General features: G+C 44.9%; 18 protein-coding genes. 13 read left to right on the forward strand and 5 right to left on the reverse strand.

The features are described from left to right. Positions 1 to 209 precede the first annotated feature (209 nt). From RH86_RS08500 to RH86_RS08515, 4 genes are all read left to right on the forward strand, one after another. Positions 210 to 428, forward strand: coding sequence for a hypothetical protein (locus tag RH86_RS08500; protein ID WP_009385938.1), 219 nt, complete (start codon positions 210 to 212; stop codon positions 426 to 428). A 337-nt stretch (positions 429 to 765) separates the two neighbouring features. Further along, complete coding sequence (locus RH86_RS08505) at positions 766 to 975, forward strand: hypothetical protein (RefSeq protein ID WP_009385939.1); 210 nt, start codon at positions 766 to 768, stop codon at positions 973 to 975. A gap of 70 nt (positions 976 to 1045) precedes the next feature. Then, on the forward strand, positions 1046 to 1264 hold the full coding sequence (locus tag RH86_RS08510; protein WP_009385940.1) for a hypothetical protein: 219 nt from the start codon (positions 1046 to 1048) through the stop codon (positions 1262 to 1264). Positions 1265 to 1484: 220 nt separating this feature from the next. Further along, positions 1485 to 3095: a BCCT family transporter gene (locus RH86_RS08515; protein ID WP_009385941.1), complete on the forward strand. Its 1611-nt coding sequence runs from the start codon at positions 1485 to 1487 to the stop codon at positions 3093 to 3095. A 268-nt stretch (positions 3096 to 3363) separates the two neighbouring features. On the opposite strand, the gene RH86_RS08520 is transcribed toward RH86_RS08515, so the two are convergent. From RH86_RS08520 to RH86_RS08540, 5 genes are all read right to left on the reverse strand, one after another. Then, a complete protein-coding gene (locus tag RH86_RS08520) occupies positions 3364 to 3984 on the reverse strand; it encodes a YitT family protein (protein WP_009385942.1) in 621 nt (206 codons plus the stop codon). Between the two features lie 134 nt (positions 3985 to 4118). Further along, on the reverse strand, positions 4119 to 5033 hold the full coding sequence (locus RH86_RS08525) for a L,D-transpeptidase family protein (RefSeq protein WP_009385943.1): 915 nt from the start codon (positions 5031 to 5033) through the stop codon (positions 4119 to 4121). Continuing rightward, positions 5033 to 6484, reverse strand: a complete 1452-nt coding sequence (gene phrB, locus RH86_RS08530) for a deoxyribodipyrimidine photo-lyase (protein WP_009385944.1) — start codon at positions 6482 to 6484, stop codon at positions 5033 to 5035. The genes RH86_RS08525 and phrB overlap by 1 nt, the downstream gene beginning before the upstream one ends. A 77-nt stretch (positions 6485 to 6561) precedes the next feature. Next, a complete protein-coding gene (locus tag RH86_RS08535; RefSeq protein WP_009385945.1) occupies positions 6562 to 7362 on the reverse strand; it encodes a MerR family transcriptional regulator in 801 nt (266 codons plus the stop codon). Next, positions 7352 to 8302 carry a YbgA family protein gene (locus RH86_RS08540; RefSeq protein WP_009385946.1) on the reverse strand — a complete coding sequence of 317 codons (951 nt, stop codon included), beginning with the start codon at positions 8300 to 8302 and terminating at the stop codon, positions 7352 to 7354. Before RH86_RS08540 ends, RH86_RS08535 begins: the two co-directional genes overlap by 11 nt. 390 nt (positions 8303 to 8692) lie before the next feature. On the opposite strand from RH86_RS08540, the gene deoD reads away from it, so the two are divergent. The 9 genes from deoD to RH86_RS08585 all read left to right on the forward strand — a co-directional run bounded on the left by deoD (position 8693) and on the right by RH86_RS08585 (position 19476). After that, a complete protein-coding gene (gene deoD / locus RH86_RS08545) occupies positions 8693 to 9403 on the forward strand; it encodes a purine-nucleoside phosphorylase (RefSeq protein WP_005593468.1) in 711 nt (236 codons plus the stop codon). Positions 9404 to 9686: 283 nt separating this feature from the next. Further along, complete coding sequence (locus RH86_RS08550; protein ID WP_038219490.1) at positions 9687 to 11159, forward strand: lactate dehydrogenase; 1473 nt, start codon at positions 9687 to 9689, stop codon at positions 11157 to 11159. A 123-nt stretch (positions 11160 to 11282) separates the two neighbouring features. Next, positions 11283 to 12752 carry a tetratricopeptide repeat protein gene (locus RH86_RS08555; RefSeq protein WP_009385948.1) on the forward strand — a complete coding sequence of 490 codons (1470 nt, stop codon included), beginning with the start codon at positions 11283 to 11285 and terminating at the stop codon, positions 12750 to 12752. After that, a complete protein-coding gene (locus RH86_RS08560) occupies positions 12752 to 14332 on the forward strand; it encodes a GGDEF domain-containing protein (RefSeq protein WP_009385950.1) in 1581 nt (526 codons plus the stop codon). Before RH86_RS08555 ends, RH86_RS08560 begins: the two co-directional genes overlap by 1 nt. A gap of 93 nt (positions 14333 to 14425) precedes the next feature. Next, positions 14426 to 14842, forward strand: a complete 417-nt coding sequence (locus RH86_RS08565; protein WP_009385951.1) for a DUF3302 domain-containing protein — start codon at positions 14426 to 14428, stop codon at positions 14840 to 14842. 2 nt (positions 14843 to 14844) lie between these two features. Continuing rightward, positions 14845 to 15975, forward strand: coding sequence for an HlyD family secretion protein (locus tag RH86_RS08570; protein WP_009385952.1), 1131 nt, complete (start codon positions 14845 to 14847; stop codon positions 15973 to 15975). A 418-nt stretch (positions 15976 to 16393) separates the two neighbouring features. Then, entirely contained in the window at positions 16394 to 16942 is a 549-nt protein-coding gene (locus tag RH86_RS08575; RefSeq protein WP_009385953.1) for an ECF-type riboflavin transporter substrate-binding protein, read from the forward strand. A gap of 6 nt (positions 16943 to 16948) precedes the next feature. Continuing rightward, on the forward strand, positions 16949 to 18643 hold the full coding sequence (locus RH86_RS08580; protein WP_009385954.1) for an ABC transporter ATP-binding protein: 1695 nt from the start codon (positions 16949 to 16951) through the stop codon (positions 18641 to 18643). Next, positions 18640 to 19476, forward strand: coding sequence for an energy-coupling factor transporter transmembrane component T family protein (locus RH86_RS08585; protein WP_009385955.1), 837 nt, complete (start codon positions 18640 to 18642; stop codon positions 19474 to 19476). The genes RH86_RS08580 and RH86_RS08585 overlap by 4 nt, the downstream gene beginning before the upstream one ends. The last annotated feature ends 32 nt before the right edge of the window (positions 19477 to 19508 follow it).

Raw genomic sequence — 19508 nt, forward strand, 5'->3', positions numbered from 1 at the left:
CGGCGCAGCTTCTAACAACGGCTTAAATGGCGACTTAATTCAACAAGCAACCGCGGCGGGGCTTTCTACTGAACAAGCCACGCAAGGTGTCGCAACCGGTCATATCACTACTGGTATGAGCGCTGAGTAACTTTGTAGAGAAATAGCTCAACGCAAACTACACACACTAGCGTCATACTCGGTGACCCAATAGACAAAAGGTAAATATTATGAAAAACGCACTCATCATCGCTCTATCAGTATTCTCTGTTTCAGCTTTCGCAGCTAGCGGCGCAGTTTCTAACAACGGCTTAAATGGCGACTTGATTCAACAAGCAACAGCGGCAGGCCTTTCTACTGAACAAGCTACGCAAGGTGTCGCAAATGGTCATATCGGTGCAGGTATGAGCGCTGAGCAAATGCTTGAAGCGACTCAAGCCGTTAAGTAATTCGCAGCGCTCATGGACGAGCTCGCTTTCGCTCTAAACAATCTTCTGATCTGCCGCTTCAATTTATTCTTCTGCTTGATACCTCCATTTATCTTTCGTGCTTCGATCATCACTCAACGACGCACAGTCACTTCAAACTGTCACCAACCGTAAACCTCTTCTCCACTGTCATCATGACGCATGGGATAACCGAACAACAAAAAAACGAGATGCGCATCACAAAGATTTCCAAAATGGAAACCCTGGATTTCCTGTAAGTGCGACCAATATCACATTAATATAAATTTTGTACACGGGGTTGCCCGTAAATTACAGTTCAACAATAAGGTCACACATCATGAAAAACGTACTTGTTATTGCTCTATCAGTATTTTCTGTTTCTGCTTTCGCTGCTAGCGGCGCTGGTTCTAACAATGGTTTAAACGGTGATTTGATCCAACAAGCAACCGCTGCTGGCCTGTCAACTCAACAAGCGGTGCAAGGTGTTGCAACTGGCCACATCACAACCGGTATGAGCGCAGAGCAGATGGTTAACTCCGTTCGTTAATTCATCGTCAACCAAAAAATCAAATAGACCAACAAAAATAAAACACAATAAACAGTCAAAGGTAAATATGATGAAAAACGCACTTATTATCGCTCTATCAGTATTCTCTGTTTCTGCTTTCGCTGCTGGCGGCGCTGGTTCTAACAATGGTTTAAACGGTGATTTGATCCAACAAGCAACCGCAGCTGGCTTATCGACTCAACAAGCCGTTCAAGGTGTCGCAACTGGCCATATCACAACCGGCATGAGTGCAGATCAAATGCTTGAAGTTGCTGCTAAAATGAAATAATTCACTATGCTCAGGGATGAGCAACGTTTTTCCTATCGTTTACCTCGATTTTCCTCCTACCTTCAAATGTGTTAATATATCGCCCCTTTCACAGCCTCAACCTTTGCTAGGTCACAAAATGACCCTGCAATAGACGAGGAAAATTCACCGATCAGCTCAACAATATGTCGCACAACACAGACTGAATTAAACGGCTGACGACGATAAAAGCGAACACTCAATGTCGAATTTGACACAATCTGTTGCTCGTAAATCAGCAGATGAAAATTACCTTGCTTCTCATCCCCCCGAACAAAGTGATGCATCAAACACGGTAAACGCCTTCTCCAGTCCAGTACTCTGGTTAAGTGGCGGCTTTCTCGTTCTCTTCGTACTGCTTGCTGTTTTCGATACCCCTACTCTATCCAGCGTAATTCAAGTTGGATTCTCTAAAGTGACTCAATGGTTTGGCCCATTTTGGCAAATACTTTTGCTGGCCAACTTTATTATTGGTCTCTATCTTGCCTTCGCTCGCACAGGCGACGTTAAACTCGGTAATCTTAAAACCCCAGAGCTCGACACCTTCAAATGGTTGGCGATTGTTCTTTGCACCTTACTTGCTGGCGGTGGGGTTTTTTGGGCTGCTGCTGAGCCGATTGCTCACTTTGTCTCTTCACCTCCTTTTTATGGTGAAGCAGAAGGTCGTACCCTGGCACTCAATGCCTTGTCACAGTCATTCCTGCACTGGGGATTCCTTGCTTGGGCGATTCTGGGAAGCTTAGCGGCAATTGTCCTAATGCACCTGCATTACGATAAAGGTTTGCCATTACAGCCTCGTACTTTGCTGTACCCTATTTTTGGTGATAAGGCGATCAACGGCTGGATTGGCACCCTTGCGGATACTTTCTGTATTATCGCGGTTGCGGCTGGCACCATTGGACCGATTGGTTTTCTTGGCCTGCAAATTAGCTACGCACTTAACTCTCTATTTGGCGTGCAAGATACATTAATCACGCAAAGTTTGGTGGTACTGTTTGCCATCGCGATGTATACCTTATCCGCTCTTAGCGGTCTGAGCCGTGGTATTCAACTCATCAGCCGCTATAACATTATTCTTTCCGCGGCACTGATCATCTTCATCCTGCTATTTGGCCCAACAAGCTTCATTATTGATGGCTATATGCAAGGCGTGGCGAAAATGGTCAACAACTTCGTACCTATGGCGCTCTATCGCGGCGATACTGATTGGCTTAGTTGGTGGACGGTATTTTTCTGGGGTTGGTTTATTGGTTACGGCCCAATGATGGCGATCTTTATTGCGCGAATATCTCGTGGTCGTACTATTCGCCAATTGATTCTTTCTATCTCCATCATTGCACCACTGATCACTTGCTTCTGGTTTAGCATTGTCGGTGGTTCAGGGCTTGCTTATGAGTTGGCCGAACCTGGTATTATTTCAACGGCATTCGAAGGATTTAACCTACCGGGAGTCCTGCTAGCAATTACCAATCAACTACCGATGCCATCGGTCATCGCGGTGTTGTTTTTGATTCTCACTACCACCTTCATCGTCACGACCGGTGATTCAATGACTTACACCATCAGTGTGGTGGTAACAGGATCAACGCAACCAAGCGGTGCAATGCGTGCCTTTTGGGGTATTTTGATGGGTCTGGTTGCGATTGCTCTGATTTCGATGGGTTCCGGCGGTATATCTGCCTTGCAGTCATTCATTGTCATCACCGCAGTGCCAGTGTCGTTTGTATTATTGCCTTCGTTATGGCAAGCGCCACAAATTGCCAAAGCAATGGCGCAACAGCAATTTGGTGAAGCTTCATCAACGAAAGCATAACCTATGCCTAAGCGAACGTGCTCAACGTTGAGCACGTTCCTCTATTCTCTACGCCTCTGTAGCACGTCGCTTGCAATAATGAAAATTATCTTTGTGATTTTAAGGATTAATAAATCGTAATGATAATGTTAAGTTACGCATCGTTGGTTACGCTGCTACAAAGTCATTCTAAAGATCGCGAATACTTTATAACAGTTTGAATAAGGATGTTGCCAACATCTCCAATTAACAATGTCAAATTGTTGCCCTTTTTCGCCCATACGATTGCTTATCGTGTGGGCGCTTTTTTATTCGCGCGTGGTTGATATCGTCCTGGTTTATGATTCATCGCAACAATAAGATTGGTCATAATCGCAGCTAATATTGATAAACCGATAAGCCGCCAATCGACAATAAATATCGACATCACGACGATGCTACAATCTAATGCCATCTGAACTTTACCTGCCCGAATGCCAAATCGATCCTGAAGATATAACGCCAGAATGCTGAACCCACCAAGACTCATTCGGTGGCGAAAAATAACCAACATCCCCGTTCCAATTAGACCGCCACCGATCAATGCCGCATATAAAGGCATAATGTGTTTCAGTTCAATAACATGGTAGAGATGGTCAACCGCAAGTGACACTAGACTGATCGCAGCAAACGTATTTAGGGTAAAACGCCAGCCCATGCGTGTCACAGAGAGCAGATAGAAAGGGAGATTGATAAGGAAAAAAACTTGGCCAAAACTTAAGGTGCTAACTTTGGTGATGAAAATAGCTAATCCAGCCGTTCCACCAGTTAATAGACCTACATGATTAAAGAAGATAACACCTAAAGAAACTAAAGCACTGCCCAGCAGCAGTGCCAAAATGTTTTCACGTAATGTATGTTCACTATCCACAATTCCCGCCTAAATCACCATTGCACGTTATCACTTTACGATGGTGATTTAGAAAGGATATGTCGAGTTTTGTTCACAATTTAATTACAAACACCCTGTAGTAACCGCTTTACAGTCAGAGCGTAATCTTGCTATTACAGAGGAGACTCTAGTTCTTGAGGCGCCACAATCTCTACTGGCACACCATTTTGCGCCAAGATCACCGCACGAGCTTTCGCTTCAGGCTGATCCATTGCTTGCAACCACCATGTTAGCTCTTGTGGTATGCCTAGCACGGTTTTACTGCCATCGCTACGCGTTAACGGTTCGTGAGCCTCAATATAGACACTTCGGTCAGGCTCTAAACTAATTTTCACCGGCGCATTAATTACGGTAACTTTCTCCCCCAAATCAACCTGCCCAAAAAGCCATTCAATATCTTGTGGTGACATTCGAATACAGCCCGCGCTCACTCGCATCCCAATGCCGAAATCTTTGTTGGTACCGTGAATTAAATAGTCCCCTGCACCGTGAGCTAAGCGCAGTGCGTATTCACCCAACGGATTGTCAGGCCCAGCGGGTACAACCGCAGGTAGAGTTACCCCTTTTGCTAAATATTCTTTACGAATCGAGTTCGGTGGTGTCCAAGTTGGATTAGGCCTTTTTTGGCTAATTTTAGTCACCATTTCTGGCGTATCACGTCCGATGCGTCCAATTCCGACCGGAAAGATGTGCACCACGTTTTGCTCAGGAACAAAATAGTACAAGCGCAACTCGGCAAGGTTAATCACCACACCTTCACGTTTCACATCCGGCAAGATCACTTGCGTTGGGATGGTCAAGACGTAGTCAACCGGCGGCAAGAAAGGATCCACACCTTGGTTAGCCGCCATCAACGCTAAGAAACCTACGTCGTATTGCTTAGCAATATCAGCCATACTTTCACCTGTTTTGATTTGGTGAAATTGAGTTCGACCGACAATCTTGCTGTCTTGAGGGGGAAGCTCATAGCTCCGTGCAAAAACCGTGGAGCTGACACAGCAGCATAATATGAGCAGCTTACGCAGCATCATTGGAAATCCTTAGCATCTTGAAAGAGCCGTAAGGTTATCTCTCTTTCGCTTTTGTGATCAACCATTGGTTTAGGATATGACAAGCTAATGACATTTTCCCACCGCCAAGGTTGGTGAATGTATTTGTTAGGTACTGCGCTTAACTCCGAGATCCAATGGCGAACAAAATCACCGTCTGAATCAAACCTCTCACCTTGCGCCGTCGGATTAAAGATACGAAAATAAGGCTGAGCATCGCACCCCGTCGAAGCACTCCACTGCCACCCTCCATTGTTGGCCGCATAGTCCCCATCCACCAGCTTCTGCATAAAATAACGTTCACCGTGATGCCAATGAACGTGCAAATCCTTAGTCAAGAAACTCGCCACGACCATTCTCAAGCGATTGTGCATCCAGCCAGTTTGATTAAGTTGACGCATAGCGGCATCAACAATCGGATAACCTGTCATCCCTTTTTGCCAGGCCGCTAAATGTTGTTTACTCCCCGGCCAATGCATTTTTTCTGTCCACGTAACGAAATGGCGACCTTTACAGAGCTTTGGTTCAAAGTGTAGTAAATGTTGATAAAAATCTCGCCACACCAATTCACTGATCCAAGTGTGGATGCCTTCCCCCAAGAGGGGGCTGGTTATCTGATGAGCTTGGGCAGAGTAGAGAACCCGAGCCACGCATTGTCGAACCGACAAAGCGCCAATGGCAAGATAAGGTGAAAGCATGCTTGTCGCGTTTAGCGCTGGTTTGTCACGATCGTTGTGATAGTTATCGACCCGCTCGTGGCAAAACTCACATAACAATTGACGAATCGCTTTGCTGTTAACCACATATCGCTCACTCGATTCGCGTGGATACGAGAAAACACTTTGCGTCGATAAAAGTGCTGGATACGACTCTTTCTGCTCCGCCTTAATATCCAATATGTTTGTCGAATCGTCTCGTACTGCGGTGGTTTTTACCACTGGTGGTAGATTTTCAGTTAAACCAGCTAAATAGGCACGTTTAAACGGGGTAAAAACTTTAAAGTACTGACCTTGTTTGTTGAGTACGGAGCCAGGAGGGAGCAAACACTTATCATCAAAACCCTGAATTTCAATCTCGCTATGACTCTGTAGTAAATCATCACGATCTTGTTCATTAACCTCATACTCGCGATTAAATACCACACGCTCTGCACCATAGCGCAGAGCACAATCACTCACCTGCTGAACACATTGCTGATAGTTTTCAACTTCCATGTATAGCAAGGGAATATTGAGTTGTGCTAAGTCTTGCTGTAACTCAAATAGACGACGATAAATCAAATCCGCTTGAATTGGACTAAGATGATGGTTTCGCCAACTATCAGGCGTGGCAATGTAAATCGCAATTACGGCTTGCTGCGTATTAATCGCGCTTTGCAAAGCCGTATTATCTTCAACGCGTAGATCACGGCGAAACCACATGAGTTGCATAACAACACTCCTTAATCAACAGCCATTGCCCGTTGGATGTTCGTTCAATCCGCTTACATCAACCTAAAAAATCAACCTTACGCACTCATTAGCGTGGTGATTAATGGGCTAGTGGTAAACTGACTGCCTAATACGTTGGCAAGCGCTTGTATTGGCGTGAGCTGTGCTTGAGCAGGCGCTTGTGAAGCAAACACAGCAACCATTGCATAGTTCTCAAGGCCTGTATTAGATTGCAACCCACTGATATCGTCAACGCCTTCGATAAAGCTAATGCTGTAACCTCGATCGACTAACTTTAACGCCCATAACCTCATAGCTGTCGAGCCTATAGCATCATAACTAACCACCAAGCCTTTACCATTGCGAGCCGCCTTGTTTTCAGCGTCTAAAATTGACGTTAACCGTGCTAACAAAATCGATTGAAACAGACCTGATTGCAATGTTTGCTGACTTTTTTTCACCTGTGCTATCGCGGCAACGATGGGTTGAATATACCGAGTGGTAATGATCTCTAATGGATACTCTTTAATCACCAACGATAACGTTGCTTCTGCTTTATGGCGATTTAGTTGAGCTAGTGCGCTTAAGGTCGTTTCCACTTCTTCTAGCACTACATCCGCGTCACTTGTCGGAAATTCAGGAGTTTGCCCGCTATCAAGTAACGCTTTTACCTTACCAATCGCAACGCCTTTTTCTAGCCACCCTTGTATGATTCGGATCTTCTCAATATGTTCATAGGTATATAAACGATGCCCCTTCTCAGTGCGCTGCGGTTGAATAATATTGTAGCGTCGCTGCCATGCGCGCAATGTCACCGGTTTAATCCCAGTTAACTCTGATACTTCACGAATTGCGTACAGTTTATTTTCACAGCCCATAGCGTAAACGTAACTCCTGTGGGTAAGGGTTTAAAAATTTCTGACTTTGTAAATATTCATCAGGGAAGCGCTGCATATGGTGCTTCAATAGCGTTAGCGGTGCCAGCAGAGGAAGAACCCCCAGACGATAATCGTCAATCACCTGACAAAGCTCAGCTTTCTCACTTTTTTCTAGTGCTTTTTTGAAATAGCCCTGAATATGCATTAAGACATTAGTGTTATTTTTTCGACTGGCGCGATTTGCCATTGCGGTCATCAAACCAACACGGTAGAGCTGATAAAACTCTTCAATAGCATAATTTGCAACTTGTGCGACGAGCTTTCCCAGTTCTTTATAAGAGGCCGGATGGTGCGCCATTAATGTCAGTTTGTAACGAGAATGAAACGCCACAATTTTACCTGCACTTGGCTTCCCATCCATCGAATGATAAAAGTCGTGTAAGCAGAACACCCGAGTCACAAAGTTTTCTTTTAATATCGGATCATTAAGTCGGCCATCTTCTTCGATTGGCAACCAAGGCATACGTGTCATGAGCTCTTTGGTGTACAAACCAATACCGCTCTTTTCAGCACTATTACTGCCATACACTTTTACTCGTTCCATGCCACATGTCGGAGATTTGGCGCACACCACGTAGCCGCATAAATCTTCGTTTTGTAATCGTTCTATACGACGACGAGAAAATGCCAACATGCTGTCAGTATGATCCTTGCTTGCATCTCTTGTTTCCACCAAGGCAATACGTTCTTTATCTGAAATCAGACGAATCGTCGGCCTTGGTACTGGCATACCAGATTCAACTTCAGGGCAAACGGGAACGAATCTAAAATGATTACCCAATTCCTTGGTAACAAATCGACTCGATTTATGTCCACCGTCAAAACGAACGGTTTCACCGAGTACACAGGCACTAACACCGATTTTGATTTCCTGTTCCATACCCTTTCCCTCTTTAAATAATCGCCCTTTACATCTCAAAGGTCACCAAATAAGTTATGCACACAAGCAGAGTATACAAAATTATTTCACGTATAAGTATTAGCACAAAAACGATTGTTGTACAAAATTTAAATTCGTACAGAAATATCATACTATCGATAAATAAATAAGGAATCGAATGACGCAATCGTTCGGCAAAACGATTGCCTTACCAGTTTCAACATAATTAGTTATCAACAGGAAAATTAATCCGATTAGCACGACTTTTTGTGACATACTTCTCAAGGAGTCTTACTGCATCTAGCTAGTATTGCCTCAACAGATTTATTGAGGTTCAACACTTTTAGTAATTACTAGGTTGAACTTTCCTAAAATATCGGAGTAACGACTATGGCAACCCCACACATTAATGCTCAACCTGGTGATTTCGCTGAAACTGTTTTGATGCCAGGCGATCCTCTTCGCGCTAAATATATTGCGGAAACGTTCCTTGATGACGTCAAACAAGTGTGTGATGTGCGAAATATGTTTGGTTACACCGGCACATACAAAGGCAAGCCTGTTTCTGTGATGGGACACGGTATGGGTATCCCATCTTGCTGCATCTACGTACACGAGTTGATCGCAGAATACGGTGTGAAAAATGTGATTCGAGTAGGCAGCTGTGGTGCGGTGCGCGATGATGTAAACCTAATGGATGTGGTTATCGGTATGGGCGCATCAACCGATTCAAAAGTAAACCGCATTCGTTTTAACAACCACGATTTCGCTGCGATCGCCGATTATGGTCTACTTGAAGAGGCGGTAAACCAAGCGCGCGCGCAAAATGTTCCAGTGAAAGTGGGTAACGTATTCTCAGCGGATCTTTTCTACACGCCTGAAGCCGATATTTTCGCCAAAATGGAAAAACTAGGCATTCTAGGTGTTGATATGGAAGCGGCAGGTATTTACGGCGTCGCGGCGGATCTTGGTGCAAAAGCACTGACGATTCTAACGGTTTCAGACCATATCATTCGCGGCGAGAAACTAAGCGCGGAAGAACGTCAAAAATCGTTCAATGACATGATGAAAGTTGCACTCGAAACGGCAATTTCTATCTAAATTTGTTTTACAGCCAGTGCCTGACTGGCTGCTTTAATCACCCGAGGGGGGATTGTGGCATCTAGCAACTGACCCAACGAGGCATAGCACCGACTGTTCACTTGATTAATTTAAGTTGAAAATGTCGTTGTAGTACATCCTACTTCATTGATTACATTGGCGTGTTATAAAGTGTGAAGGGTGTCATTTACTTGATTAGGTTTGGTCGTGGATAAAGCCTTGCCCCCTTAATTTTAGGTATTACGTGATAAAACCAACATCGCATCCACACAAAGGTTCTGAATTGCCCGAAGCTGTCACAGACGAGCATGGCAACACCTTATGTCAACTGAACTTCTGTAAAACACTGGCCTGCGATAATTTTGGATTAAGCGACGCACACCGTTATGTTGTCCAACATGCTAACCCTAAGCGTCCAGCGATGGTTTGCCGTGAATGTGGTGCCTTCCCTCCGCTACTCAACAATCAAGATGTGCTTGATGAATTACACCGTTTAAGACAATTACATTGTGAAGGACTGCCCGCTTGTCGCAATAAAGATTGCGAGCATTTCGGATTATCCATCCATAGTCATAAACAGCTCTACCATGCCTTTGGTTATAGCGGTGATCGTCAACGTTATCGCTGCAAAGTATGTCAATCGACTTTTGTCGACAAATGGTCCGGTGCCAACCATAAACTCAACTTTCAAGAGAACCTATTGGGGTTGCTCTTTATGGGTTATTCCGTCCGTGAAATTTGCCGCAAGCTGACTATCAACCCAAAAACCTTCTATGATCATATCGATCATATTGCCAGCCGTTGCCGGCGTAAATTGGCGATGTTTGACGCACGTTGGGTTAACCACGCAGAACAATACGAGCTCGCATCCCACTACATGCCTTTGCAGAGCAAAAGCAACAATGGTGTCTATTGGATTGCGACCGGCGAAGCACATTCTGGCTACATTCTCAGTCAGCACGTGAACTATTCTGCTCAAGAAGAACCTACTGGCAGCTGCGATCACGACCCTTTTTCTAGTCCTGCTCGTTTCGTCTCTCGAGATCACACTTCAGAGTCAAATAATCTAAATACGACTTCAGCCCGAAATCTGCGTGAGCGAATCGATCAACAATATCAGACGATTCTTGCCCGTGGTAATGTAGAAGACCCGATGGGGAACTTAACCGCTTTTCATTACCCATCGAAAGGCGCGCTAATTCGTCCACCATACACCTCGTATGCGCATTTTCTGCATGTTTTAAGTCTGTGTAACGACCAAAGAAAAGTGGCGATTTACTTACCGCAAGATCCATTACTGAGGTCAGCAGCATTGAGTGTTAGCCTACCACGTATTCACGCGGCAACGATCGACTTGATGTACGTTGATGAAGATGGTCAGTGGGGCAACAATTTTCCGCTCGATAAAATTGATATCGTGCATATGGGTTGGTGGCGAGATCGCTGGGCAATTGTTCATGCTGGAGACATGGCAAAAGGGATTTGCTATTTAGCGGGAAGCCACAATAAGCCAAAATATTGGCTCCGCCGAGCCTCTATTCGCCAAACCGCTTTTTACCAACAACGGTTTCAACTTTTGTTTGACAGTTTTATTAATGAGCCACGTCGCAAACTGCGCCCTGGAGGACTACTTCCTGTGTTGGATATATTCAGGGCATGGCATAATTTGTGCTATCAAAATAAAGATGGCATAACGGCAGCGCAGGCTTTAGGTATTAATCAGTCACCCATGACACTGCGAGAACTTCTCTCATAATTGCATTACTGTGAAGTCCGCCATTAAACCGTCGCTCGAATAGCTCTTTTTCTAGCACACGAAAGGCGGCTATTTTTATAATACTAAGGTATGAATTCAGTTAGCGGTTAAGGGATTAATTCATTGGATAAGAGTCAGCATTTGCTAGAAGTTGAGCTTGGACAGCTCAAATCACGCATTGAAAGCGAACCTGAACAGGTGTTACTTGCAGCGGAGCAATGCGCGACAAGAGCAAATCAGATCCTGTTTCCTCGAGGTGTTGTCCAAAGTCTCGTCATTATCTCCCGTTGCTATTGGGCGCTTATGGATTACCGTAAAGGCCTAAAAACTATCCGCGAAGCCTACACTAAACTGAGCCAAGTCGATAACGATGACGACTTACCAGAAATACTTCACCTCCATGCTCTGCACTTTTGGGGGCAAGCCAAATACTACTCAGCCCAGCAATATTGGATTCAATCCCTCGAACAATCGGCATTAGTTGACCAAGTTGAGATACAAATTGAATCGCTTATCGGCCTTGGCAATGTGTGGCGCGTATTGGGAGAGTATGAATTAGCGTTATCCACCCATGAACTCTCGGTCAAAGTGGCCAATAACATGCGCATCTATTGGCTTGAAGGCAAAGCCCGTATCTTATTGGCATGGGATCACTATCTCATCGGTCATTATATTGACATGCTTTCTATTCTCGACAGCGCCGAAGAAGCTTTACTACATCATGATGACCGCACATGGCAGGCTGAAATTTGGGATTTCCGTGGTCTAGCTTTGCTCGGTTTAGAACGAATCGATGATGCCGAAAAAGCCACGCAAAAAGCACAACAGTTGGTTGAACAGAACAACCTAACTTGGATGAAAGCGCACGCTTACATTAGCCAAGCACGTTTAGAGCTGATGCGTAAAGAACCTTCAGAAGCTTCCCAACTTCTTATTGCCGCAGAAAGAACAGCCAACGGCTTTGATAATGGCGAGCTGCTATCACAAATCTATTTTCAGCAATCACGCGTTGCTGAAGAAGTTGGCGATTTTGTGATTGCGCTGCAAGCCTTTAAAAAATATCGAACCCATTCCACCGAAATGTTACGCGAGCAGACAGTACGTGAAGGCAGCGACAAGGCTCGCGCGTCGAAACGAACGCTTGAACAGCGCGCAAAAAAATTAATTAAACGTATCCGTGCCCAGCATGAATACGACCCTGATAAACATATGAGCCAAATGGTCTCAGAGACGTTTTGGTGGGAACAGATGATGCTGTTTAAAACTGAGTTGAAACGCGCCAATCATGTGGCCATCATTATCCATCATCCAAACAATAAGTGCTTAGACATCTGTGCTGAGCTGACTCACTCATTCTGTAACCATCAAGATCTACTTTCACGTTTAAGTACCGACAAACTCGGTCTGCTCTTGGCTGAAAAAGGCGATGATGCGCATCGTATTTTCCAAGTATTGACGCAAATGTTTGAAATGTATCCGTGGAAACGTCGTGGTATCAAACAGGGCATGCCACAACTCTCCTTTTACGACATCCTGACCTTTCCGTTCACACTGGAACAGTTAGAGCAAGAACCGGTGGTGACAGAATTATGATGGAAGCATTGTTAAACAAAATTTCAGATGCTGGTTTAGATGCGTCTTCCGTTACGGGTGAGGAAGCGCTCGTTTTCTGGAATCACATCCGTCAACATGTCGCGACCACACCACAAGAAAAAGCACAATCTTATGTGATCAGAGCAGAGTTTCGAACCTCGCTTAAACAATTCCAAGAAGGCATTGATGAACTGCGTGCCGGGTTAGATTTACTCTGTTTGCCACAAGATGCTCAGTTGATCCTTGAAGTGCGGGGCTATTTAGCCGATCGCTTAGTCGATCATGGTGATTTTAACGCCGCCCTTAACGAATATATCGCTTCATCAACCATTGCCGTCGAAAATGGCTTCATCGACTCGTACGTGAAAGCCGTATTAGGCATGGGTAACTTATGTGATGCTTATGGCGATCACGTCCGCGCCCTACGCTATTATCAAAAAATCGACAGTCTCGACCATGCCATCAGCAGTCGTTCTTTGCGTCTACGCTATAAGCTCTATATGTTGGCCTGCTACATTGATCTTAAACGTATCAATGCCGCCAAGGAACTCATCAAAGAGTGTGAGGAACTGAGTATCCTTGTGAGTGATAAAGTACTCGCAGGGCAAATTTTGCTTTATCAAGCACGTTTACTTAGACAACAAGCCCTCCTTGATGATGCGATGCGCTGCCTCGGCCACGTGCAATACGCTGCCGGCAATATCAATTCGAACTGGTTGTCGAATATGATGCGCATGGAGCTGGGCTATTGCCTTAACGATGCAGGAAAGATCCATCTAGCCAATTGGATCTTGGAACGTGCCCACTCCCGAATTCAAAAAGAAGGTTCGCCTATTTTGAATTTAAGACTGTGTGATGCGCTCGCCTCAGTATGTGAGAAACAGCACAACTTTAAGCGAGCACTTGAATATCAGCACTGTGCGTACCGCATTGAAAGCGATTTGATGAAAAAAATCCCAATATGTGAGTTAGGTGCAAGTCAATTACGCCGTCTTGCGCGCTTTGAGTTACAGCTCAAGTTGATCCTATCAGAGTTAGAAAATCGCGAGCTAAAAGAGACCACGGAGCACCAAAAACATGCTGTAGCGCAATTGCAACAAGATGTCTTCACCGATCCATTGACCGGGCTACACAACCGACGCTGGTTGGATGCAAAACTAAAAGACCTGTTACTGCATGACACCCCTTTTGCTTTGTTAGTGGTTGATATTGATCATTTTAAATCCATCAATGATGAGTTGAGCCATTTGGTAGGCGATAAAGCCATCGTTAGCGTTTCATCGGAACTTGCTGGCTATTTTAAATTCCGCGGCGCCTCTTGTGTGCGATTTGGTGGTGAGGAGTTTTTGATTATTCTTGAGCGCCACACGCTGGAGCAAGCTACTATGCATGCCGAGAACTATCGCGAACGTATTTTCCAGTTTGGTTGGGGTGACATATTAGGCGAACGGGGCTTAACCGTTAGTATCGGGATTACTTTACATCGTGAAGGCGAGAATACTCAACGCACCTTCTATCGTGCAGACAAAGCGCTCTATCGAGCCAAAGCCAATGGCCGCAACCAAGTGTGCTATGAATAAAATCTCCAAAGTTACAAAACTGCAACAAAATACCGTTAATTGTATGATTTAATTGTTATACTTAAAGCATATAATTATACAAGGACGGTTATTATGTTTCTCGATTACTTCGCTCTGGGCTTACTCGTTTTCGTGGCCCTCGTGCTGTTTTATGGCATTATCGCCATTCATGACATTCCCTATGAAATCGCCAAAAGTCGCGAACATCCTCATCAAGATGCCATTCACTATGCTGGCTGGGTTAGCCTATTTACCTTACACGTACTTTGGCCGTTTTTATGGATTTGGGCCACGCTATGGCGCAAGGAACGTGGCTGGGGTTTTCATAAACTCGAAGAAGAGCAACATGACCTGCATCATCGTCTTGAGCATTTAATTGATCAAGTCGAAGCTCTACAACATGAAATGACAACGCTAAAAGAAACACAATCGAAACAATTAAACACACCCCAGCAATCCGTCGAACAGCCAAACAGTGTTGAACAACCAACCAATAAAGAGGAGCAGTAAACATGGATCTATTACTGATACTCACTTATGCCGCTCTCTGTATTGCTGTTTTCAAAGTCTTCCGCATCCCACTCAATAAGTGGACAGTCCCTACCGCCGTGCTCGGTGGTGTCGTACTGATTGGCACCTTAATTCTCTTGATGAACTTTAACCACCCTTACACTCAAATTGGTAACCAGGTGTTTTCAACCACACCAATAGTGTCTGGTGTTCGAGGCCGAGTAATTGAAGTTCCCGTCGAAGCTAACCAGCCACTTAAAGAAGGGGATGTGCTATTTAAGATCGATCCCGTTCCTTATATGGCTGAAGTCGACAAACTCAAAGCTCAAGTCAAAGAAGCTAGTCAAGGCGCTTTGGGGCTCGAGGCTACCGTACAAGAGAAAGAAGCCGCATTAACCAAAGCGATTGCTGAACGTGATAAAGCACAACGTGAATTCAATCGTTATCAACGGGGTTACGATAAAGGCGCATTCACCGCGCAACAACTCGATACGCGTCGTCAAGCCTTTAAAGCGGCTCAAGCAACAGTGGAAGTTGCATCAACCAATATCGACAAAGCCGAGATTGCATTGAACTCTGAAATCGGCGGAGAAAATACCACTGTAGCCCGTTTACTCGCCGATCTACGTAAAGCTGAATTTAACCTTGAGCAAACCACCGTCTATGCGCCAACCGATGGCTTTGCCACTCAACTAGCACTACGTCCGGGAGTGATGGCTGTGCCGCTACCACTCGCTCCAGTGATGACATTTGTTCATAGCGAAGAGCTGGTTTACACCGCAGCCTTTCGCCAAAACTCTCTTCAACGCTTAAAACCAGGCTTTGAAGCTGAATTTATTTTTAGAGCTTTGCCAGGAAAAGTATTTAAGGGGGAAATCATTGATATCTTGCCTGCCATCGGCGAAAGCCAATTTCAAGCACGCGGCACGCTCGTCGGTACTGACGCTCTGAGAACCAATGGTCGAGTACTAGTCACGCTCAAGGTGAATGATGATTTAACAGCATACGCGTTGCCAATGGGGACCGCCGTTGAAGTGGCGGTCTACTCCGATAGCTTTAGTCACGTGTCCATCATGCGTAAGGTGTTGATTCGCATGAAGAGCTGGCAAAACTATCTCTACCTTGACCACTAACTTAAGACGCATCTCACCGATGTTCAACAAATCAACGCTCTCTAATACAAAGAGCAACGGAAGCTATCTTTATAGTCTTCTATAAAAGCATAAATACTGAGGCTCCAATCGGGGCCTCGGTAACCAATCTCTCAACATCCGATGCCGCGATGTCCTAGTCACTATATCCCCACCAGTATCGCTGCGCAGTATAAATATTCACCACACCAATAAAGCCAAATGGACAAACCGCTACATTTATTTGCTGTACATCACACTTTACGACCATCAGTTTCGCATCTAGACGTCTAGATAGTTAGCTTTCCATCGCTCACAATGTTCTGTATAATCCGCTCCCCTACGCGTCCATGAGTAAAAATCGAATCAATATTCGCTCATTTGGATCACTTATTTTATTTCGCTAGAACACAGGTTAACTATGAATCTTTCTGCCAAAACCGTCGTGGTTATTGCAATCGGCGCTGCACTTTATGGTATCGGCGGCCTGCCTATGTTTGGTATCCCAGTTTTTGCTAATACCACCCTAAAACCAGCCATGGCGGTACTGGCTCTATTCTCAGTACTGTTTGGTCCACTGGTTGGCTTTTTAGTTGGCTTTATTGGCCACTGGGTTACCGATCTCTTTGCAGGCTGGGGCGTGTGGTTAACATGGGTTCTAGGTTCTGGAATTGTTGGTCTCACCATGGGTTTTTACTCAAGTATGACCAAGAACAATCTTAAAAAAGGCATCTTCAACAAAACCGATTTTGCCCTGTTTGTGCTATTAGCTTTTGTTGGCAACGTGGTGGGCTATGGTACTTCTGCGTTTCTCGATACCATCTTGTACGCGGAACCGTTCACCAAAGTCTTTACCCAGTTAACTATTATCGCGGCAGGCAACTCACTGTTGATCGCGATTGTTGGTTTCTTCATTCTTAAAAACGTCGCCAAACGCAACGCGATGAGCCGCAATTTAACTGAGGCCTAATCGGCAATGACCATTGAATTTTCTAACTTCTCTTTTAGATATCAGTCGCTGGATAAACCGACACTAAAAAATATCAATCTAAGGATAGAGCAAGGAGAGAAAATCGTCATCATCGGTCCAAGCGGTAGCGGCAAATCTACCCTTGGTCAGTGCTTAAACGGCCTTATTCCTCACGCGATTTCAGGTGAGATTTCCGGTCACTTAACAATTAATGGTCAAGTGACTTCGGCGCTGGATCTGCACGCTTTTACCGAACAAGTTGGAACCGTACTACAAGATACTGATAGCCAGTTTGTTGGCCTAAGCATTGGTGAAGATATTGCCTTTGCTCTGGAAAACCAATGCATGTCGAATATCGAGATGTACCCACTGGTAAAAGCAACAGCAAAAATGGTCGATCTTGCAGATATGCTCGAGCGTTCACCACACGACTTATCCGGTGGTCAAAAGCAGCGAGTATCACTGGCTGGCATCCTTGTAGATGATGTCGACATTCTTTTGTTTGATGAGCCTCTGGCTGCACTCGATCCAAAAACAGGTCGCAAAACCATCGAAATCATCGATGAGCTGCACCAAAAAACCAACAAAACGATTGTGATGATTGAACACCGTCTTGAGGATGTTCTGCATCGCAATGTTGATCGCGTTATTTTGATGGAGCAAGGTGAAATCGTTGCAGACATGACGCCAGATGCACTGTTGGCTTCAGATTTATTGGCGCAACACGGTATCCGTGAGCCTCTCTATCTTTCTGCTCTCAAAGCCGCTCATTGCCCTCTTGCTAGCACTGATAAGCTATCTTCACTCGACAATATCGGCGTTGAGCAGTACCAGTCAGCCTTTACGCAATGGCAAATCGATACCCCTCTTGCCGCTAGCGCTGAAGTTGCGCCTGCTCTACTGCAAATTCGCGACCTGACTTACTCTTATGATGGTGAGAAGAACGCCCTCGAAAACGTGTCATTTGACGTGAAACGTGGTGAGTTTGTCTCGATCTTAGGCAAAAACGGTTCAGGCAAATCAACCATTACTAAGTTGATCATGGGCGTTGTTGAACCCGATGCTGGCAATATCGACTTTGATGGTCAAGACATTGCTAACCTCAACATTTTTGAGCGCAGTCAGAAGATCGGTGTGGTGATGCAAAACCCAAATCATATGATTTCTCATCATATGATCTTCGATGAAGTTGCCTTCGGTCTACGTAATAAAGGGCTTGAAGAAAGCGTTATCGAACAAAAAGTCGAAGACGTACTCGCATTATGTGGCTTGGCGAAATATCGCCATTGGCCAATTGAAGCGCTGAGTTATGGTCAGAAAAAGCGCGTGACCATCGCCTCGATTTTGGTGATGGAACCACAACTGTTGATTTTGGACGAACCAACGGCAGGGCAAGACTACCGCAACTACACGTCAATGCTGAGCTTTGTGCAAAAACTCAACCGTGAGATGGGCATTACTGTGGTGATCATTTCTCATGATATGCACCTGGTTTTGGAGTACTCAACTCGTTCGATTGTGATTGCCGATAGTCTGTTGATCGCCGACCAGCCTATGACGCAAGTATTCAGTCAACCAGACTTGCTTGAGCAAGCCAACCTGACGACCACCAGCTTGTACGACTTAGCCGAACGATTGAATATCGACGACAAAATTCGCTTTATGCAAACCTTTATTGAACGTGAGAAACCGGCAGCATGAATGCTTCAAAAATGAAATTTGGTATCAGCTATGTTGATACAAAATCCCCTTTGCATGCACTGAACGGAATCACTAAGTTTGCTCTTTTTATGGCGTGGGTAACCGTGGTATTAACTACGTTTGACTTACGTCTAATCAGTGTATTGATTATTGCTGGTCTTAGCCTGCTAAAAATGACTCGCGTGCCTCTATCAGTCTACAAACCATTGTTGATTGGTACGGCAAGTGTATTGATGATGAACGCGCTATTTATGTTCTTGTTGGCTCCACAACAAGGTACGGAATACATGGGTTCAACCACCGTATTATTGCCACTTGGTCATTACTCGGTAACGCAAGAAACCTTGTTTTATCTGCTGACGGTAACGCTAAAATACTTCAGCATGTTCCCAATCGCATTGGTGTTTGTTTTTACCACGCACCCAACCGAGTTTGCGGCGAGCTTGAATCGTATTGGTGTACCTTACAAAATCGCCTACGCGGTAAGTTTAACCTTGCGTTATTTGCCAGAAGTGAAAAAAGACTTCGTCAATATCATGCATGCCCAACAAGCCCGTGGCCTTGATTTGTCCAAGAACACACCACTATTCTTACGTCTGCAAAACGTCTCGAAAATCCTTGGACCATTGATTTTCTCGAGTTTAGATCGTGCTGACCAAATCTCAAACGCGATGACATTGCGTGGTTTTGGCCGTCATAATCGTCGTACTTGGTACAGCAGCAGAGCATTGAACAGCATTGATAAATGGACGTTGTTCGGAATTGTCATTGTGGTTGCGGCAGCGATTACCAAACGCATGATGGATAGCCAATTATTTTGGTATCCGTTCTAAGTAAAAAAATAGGCGCCTTGTAGGCGCCTATT

Origin of the sequence: Vibrio sp. N418, from assembly GCF_000222565.1 — a bacterium.
Classification (GTDB): Bacteria; Pseudomonadota; Gammaproteobacteria; order Enterobacterales; family Vibrionaceae; genus Vibrio; species Vibrio scophthalmi.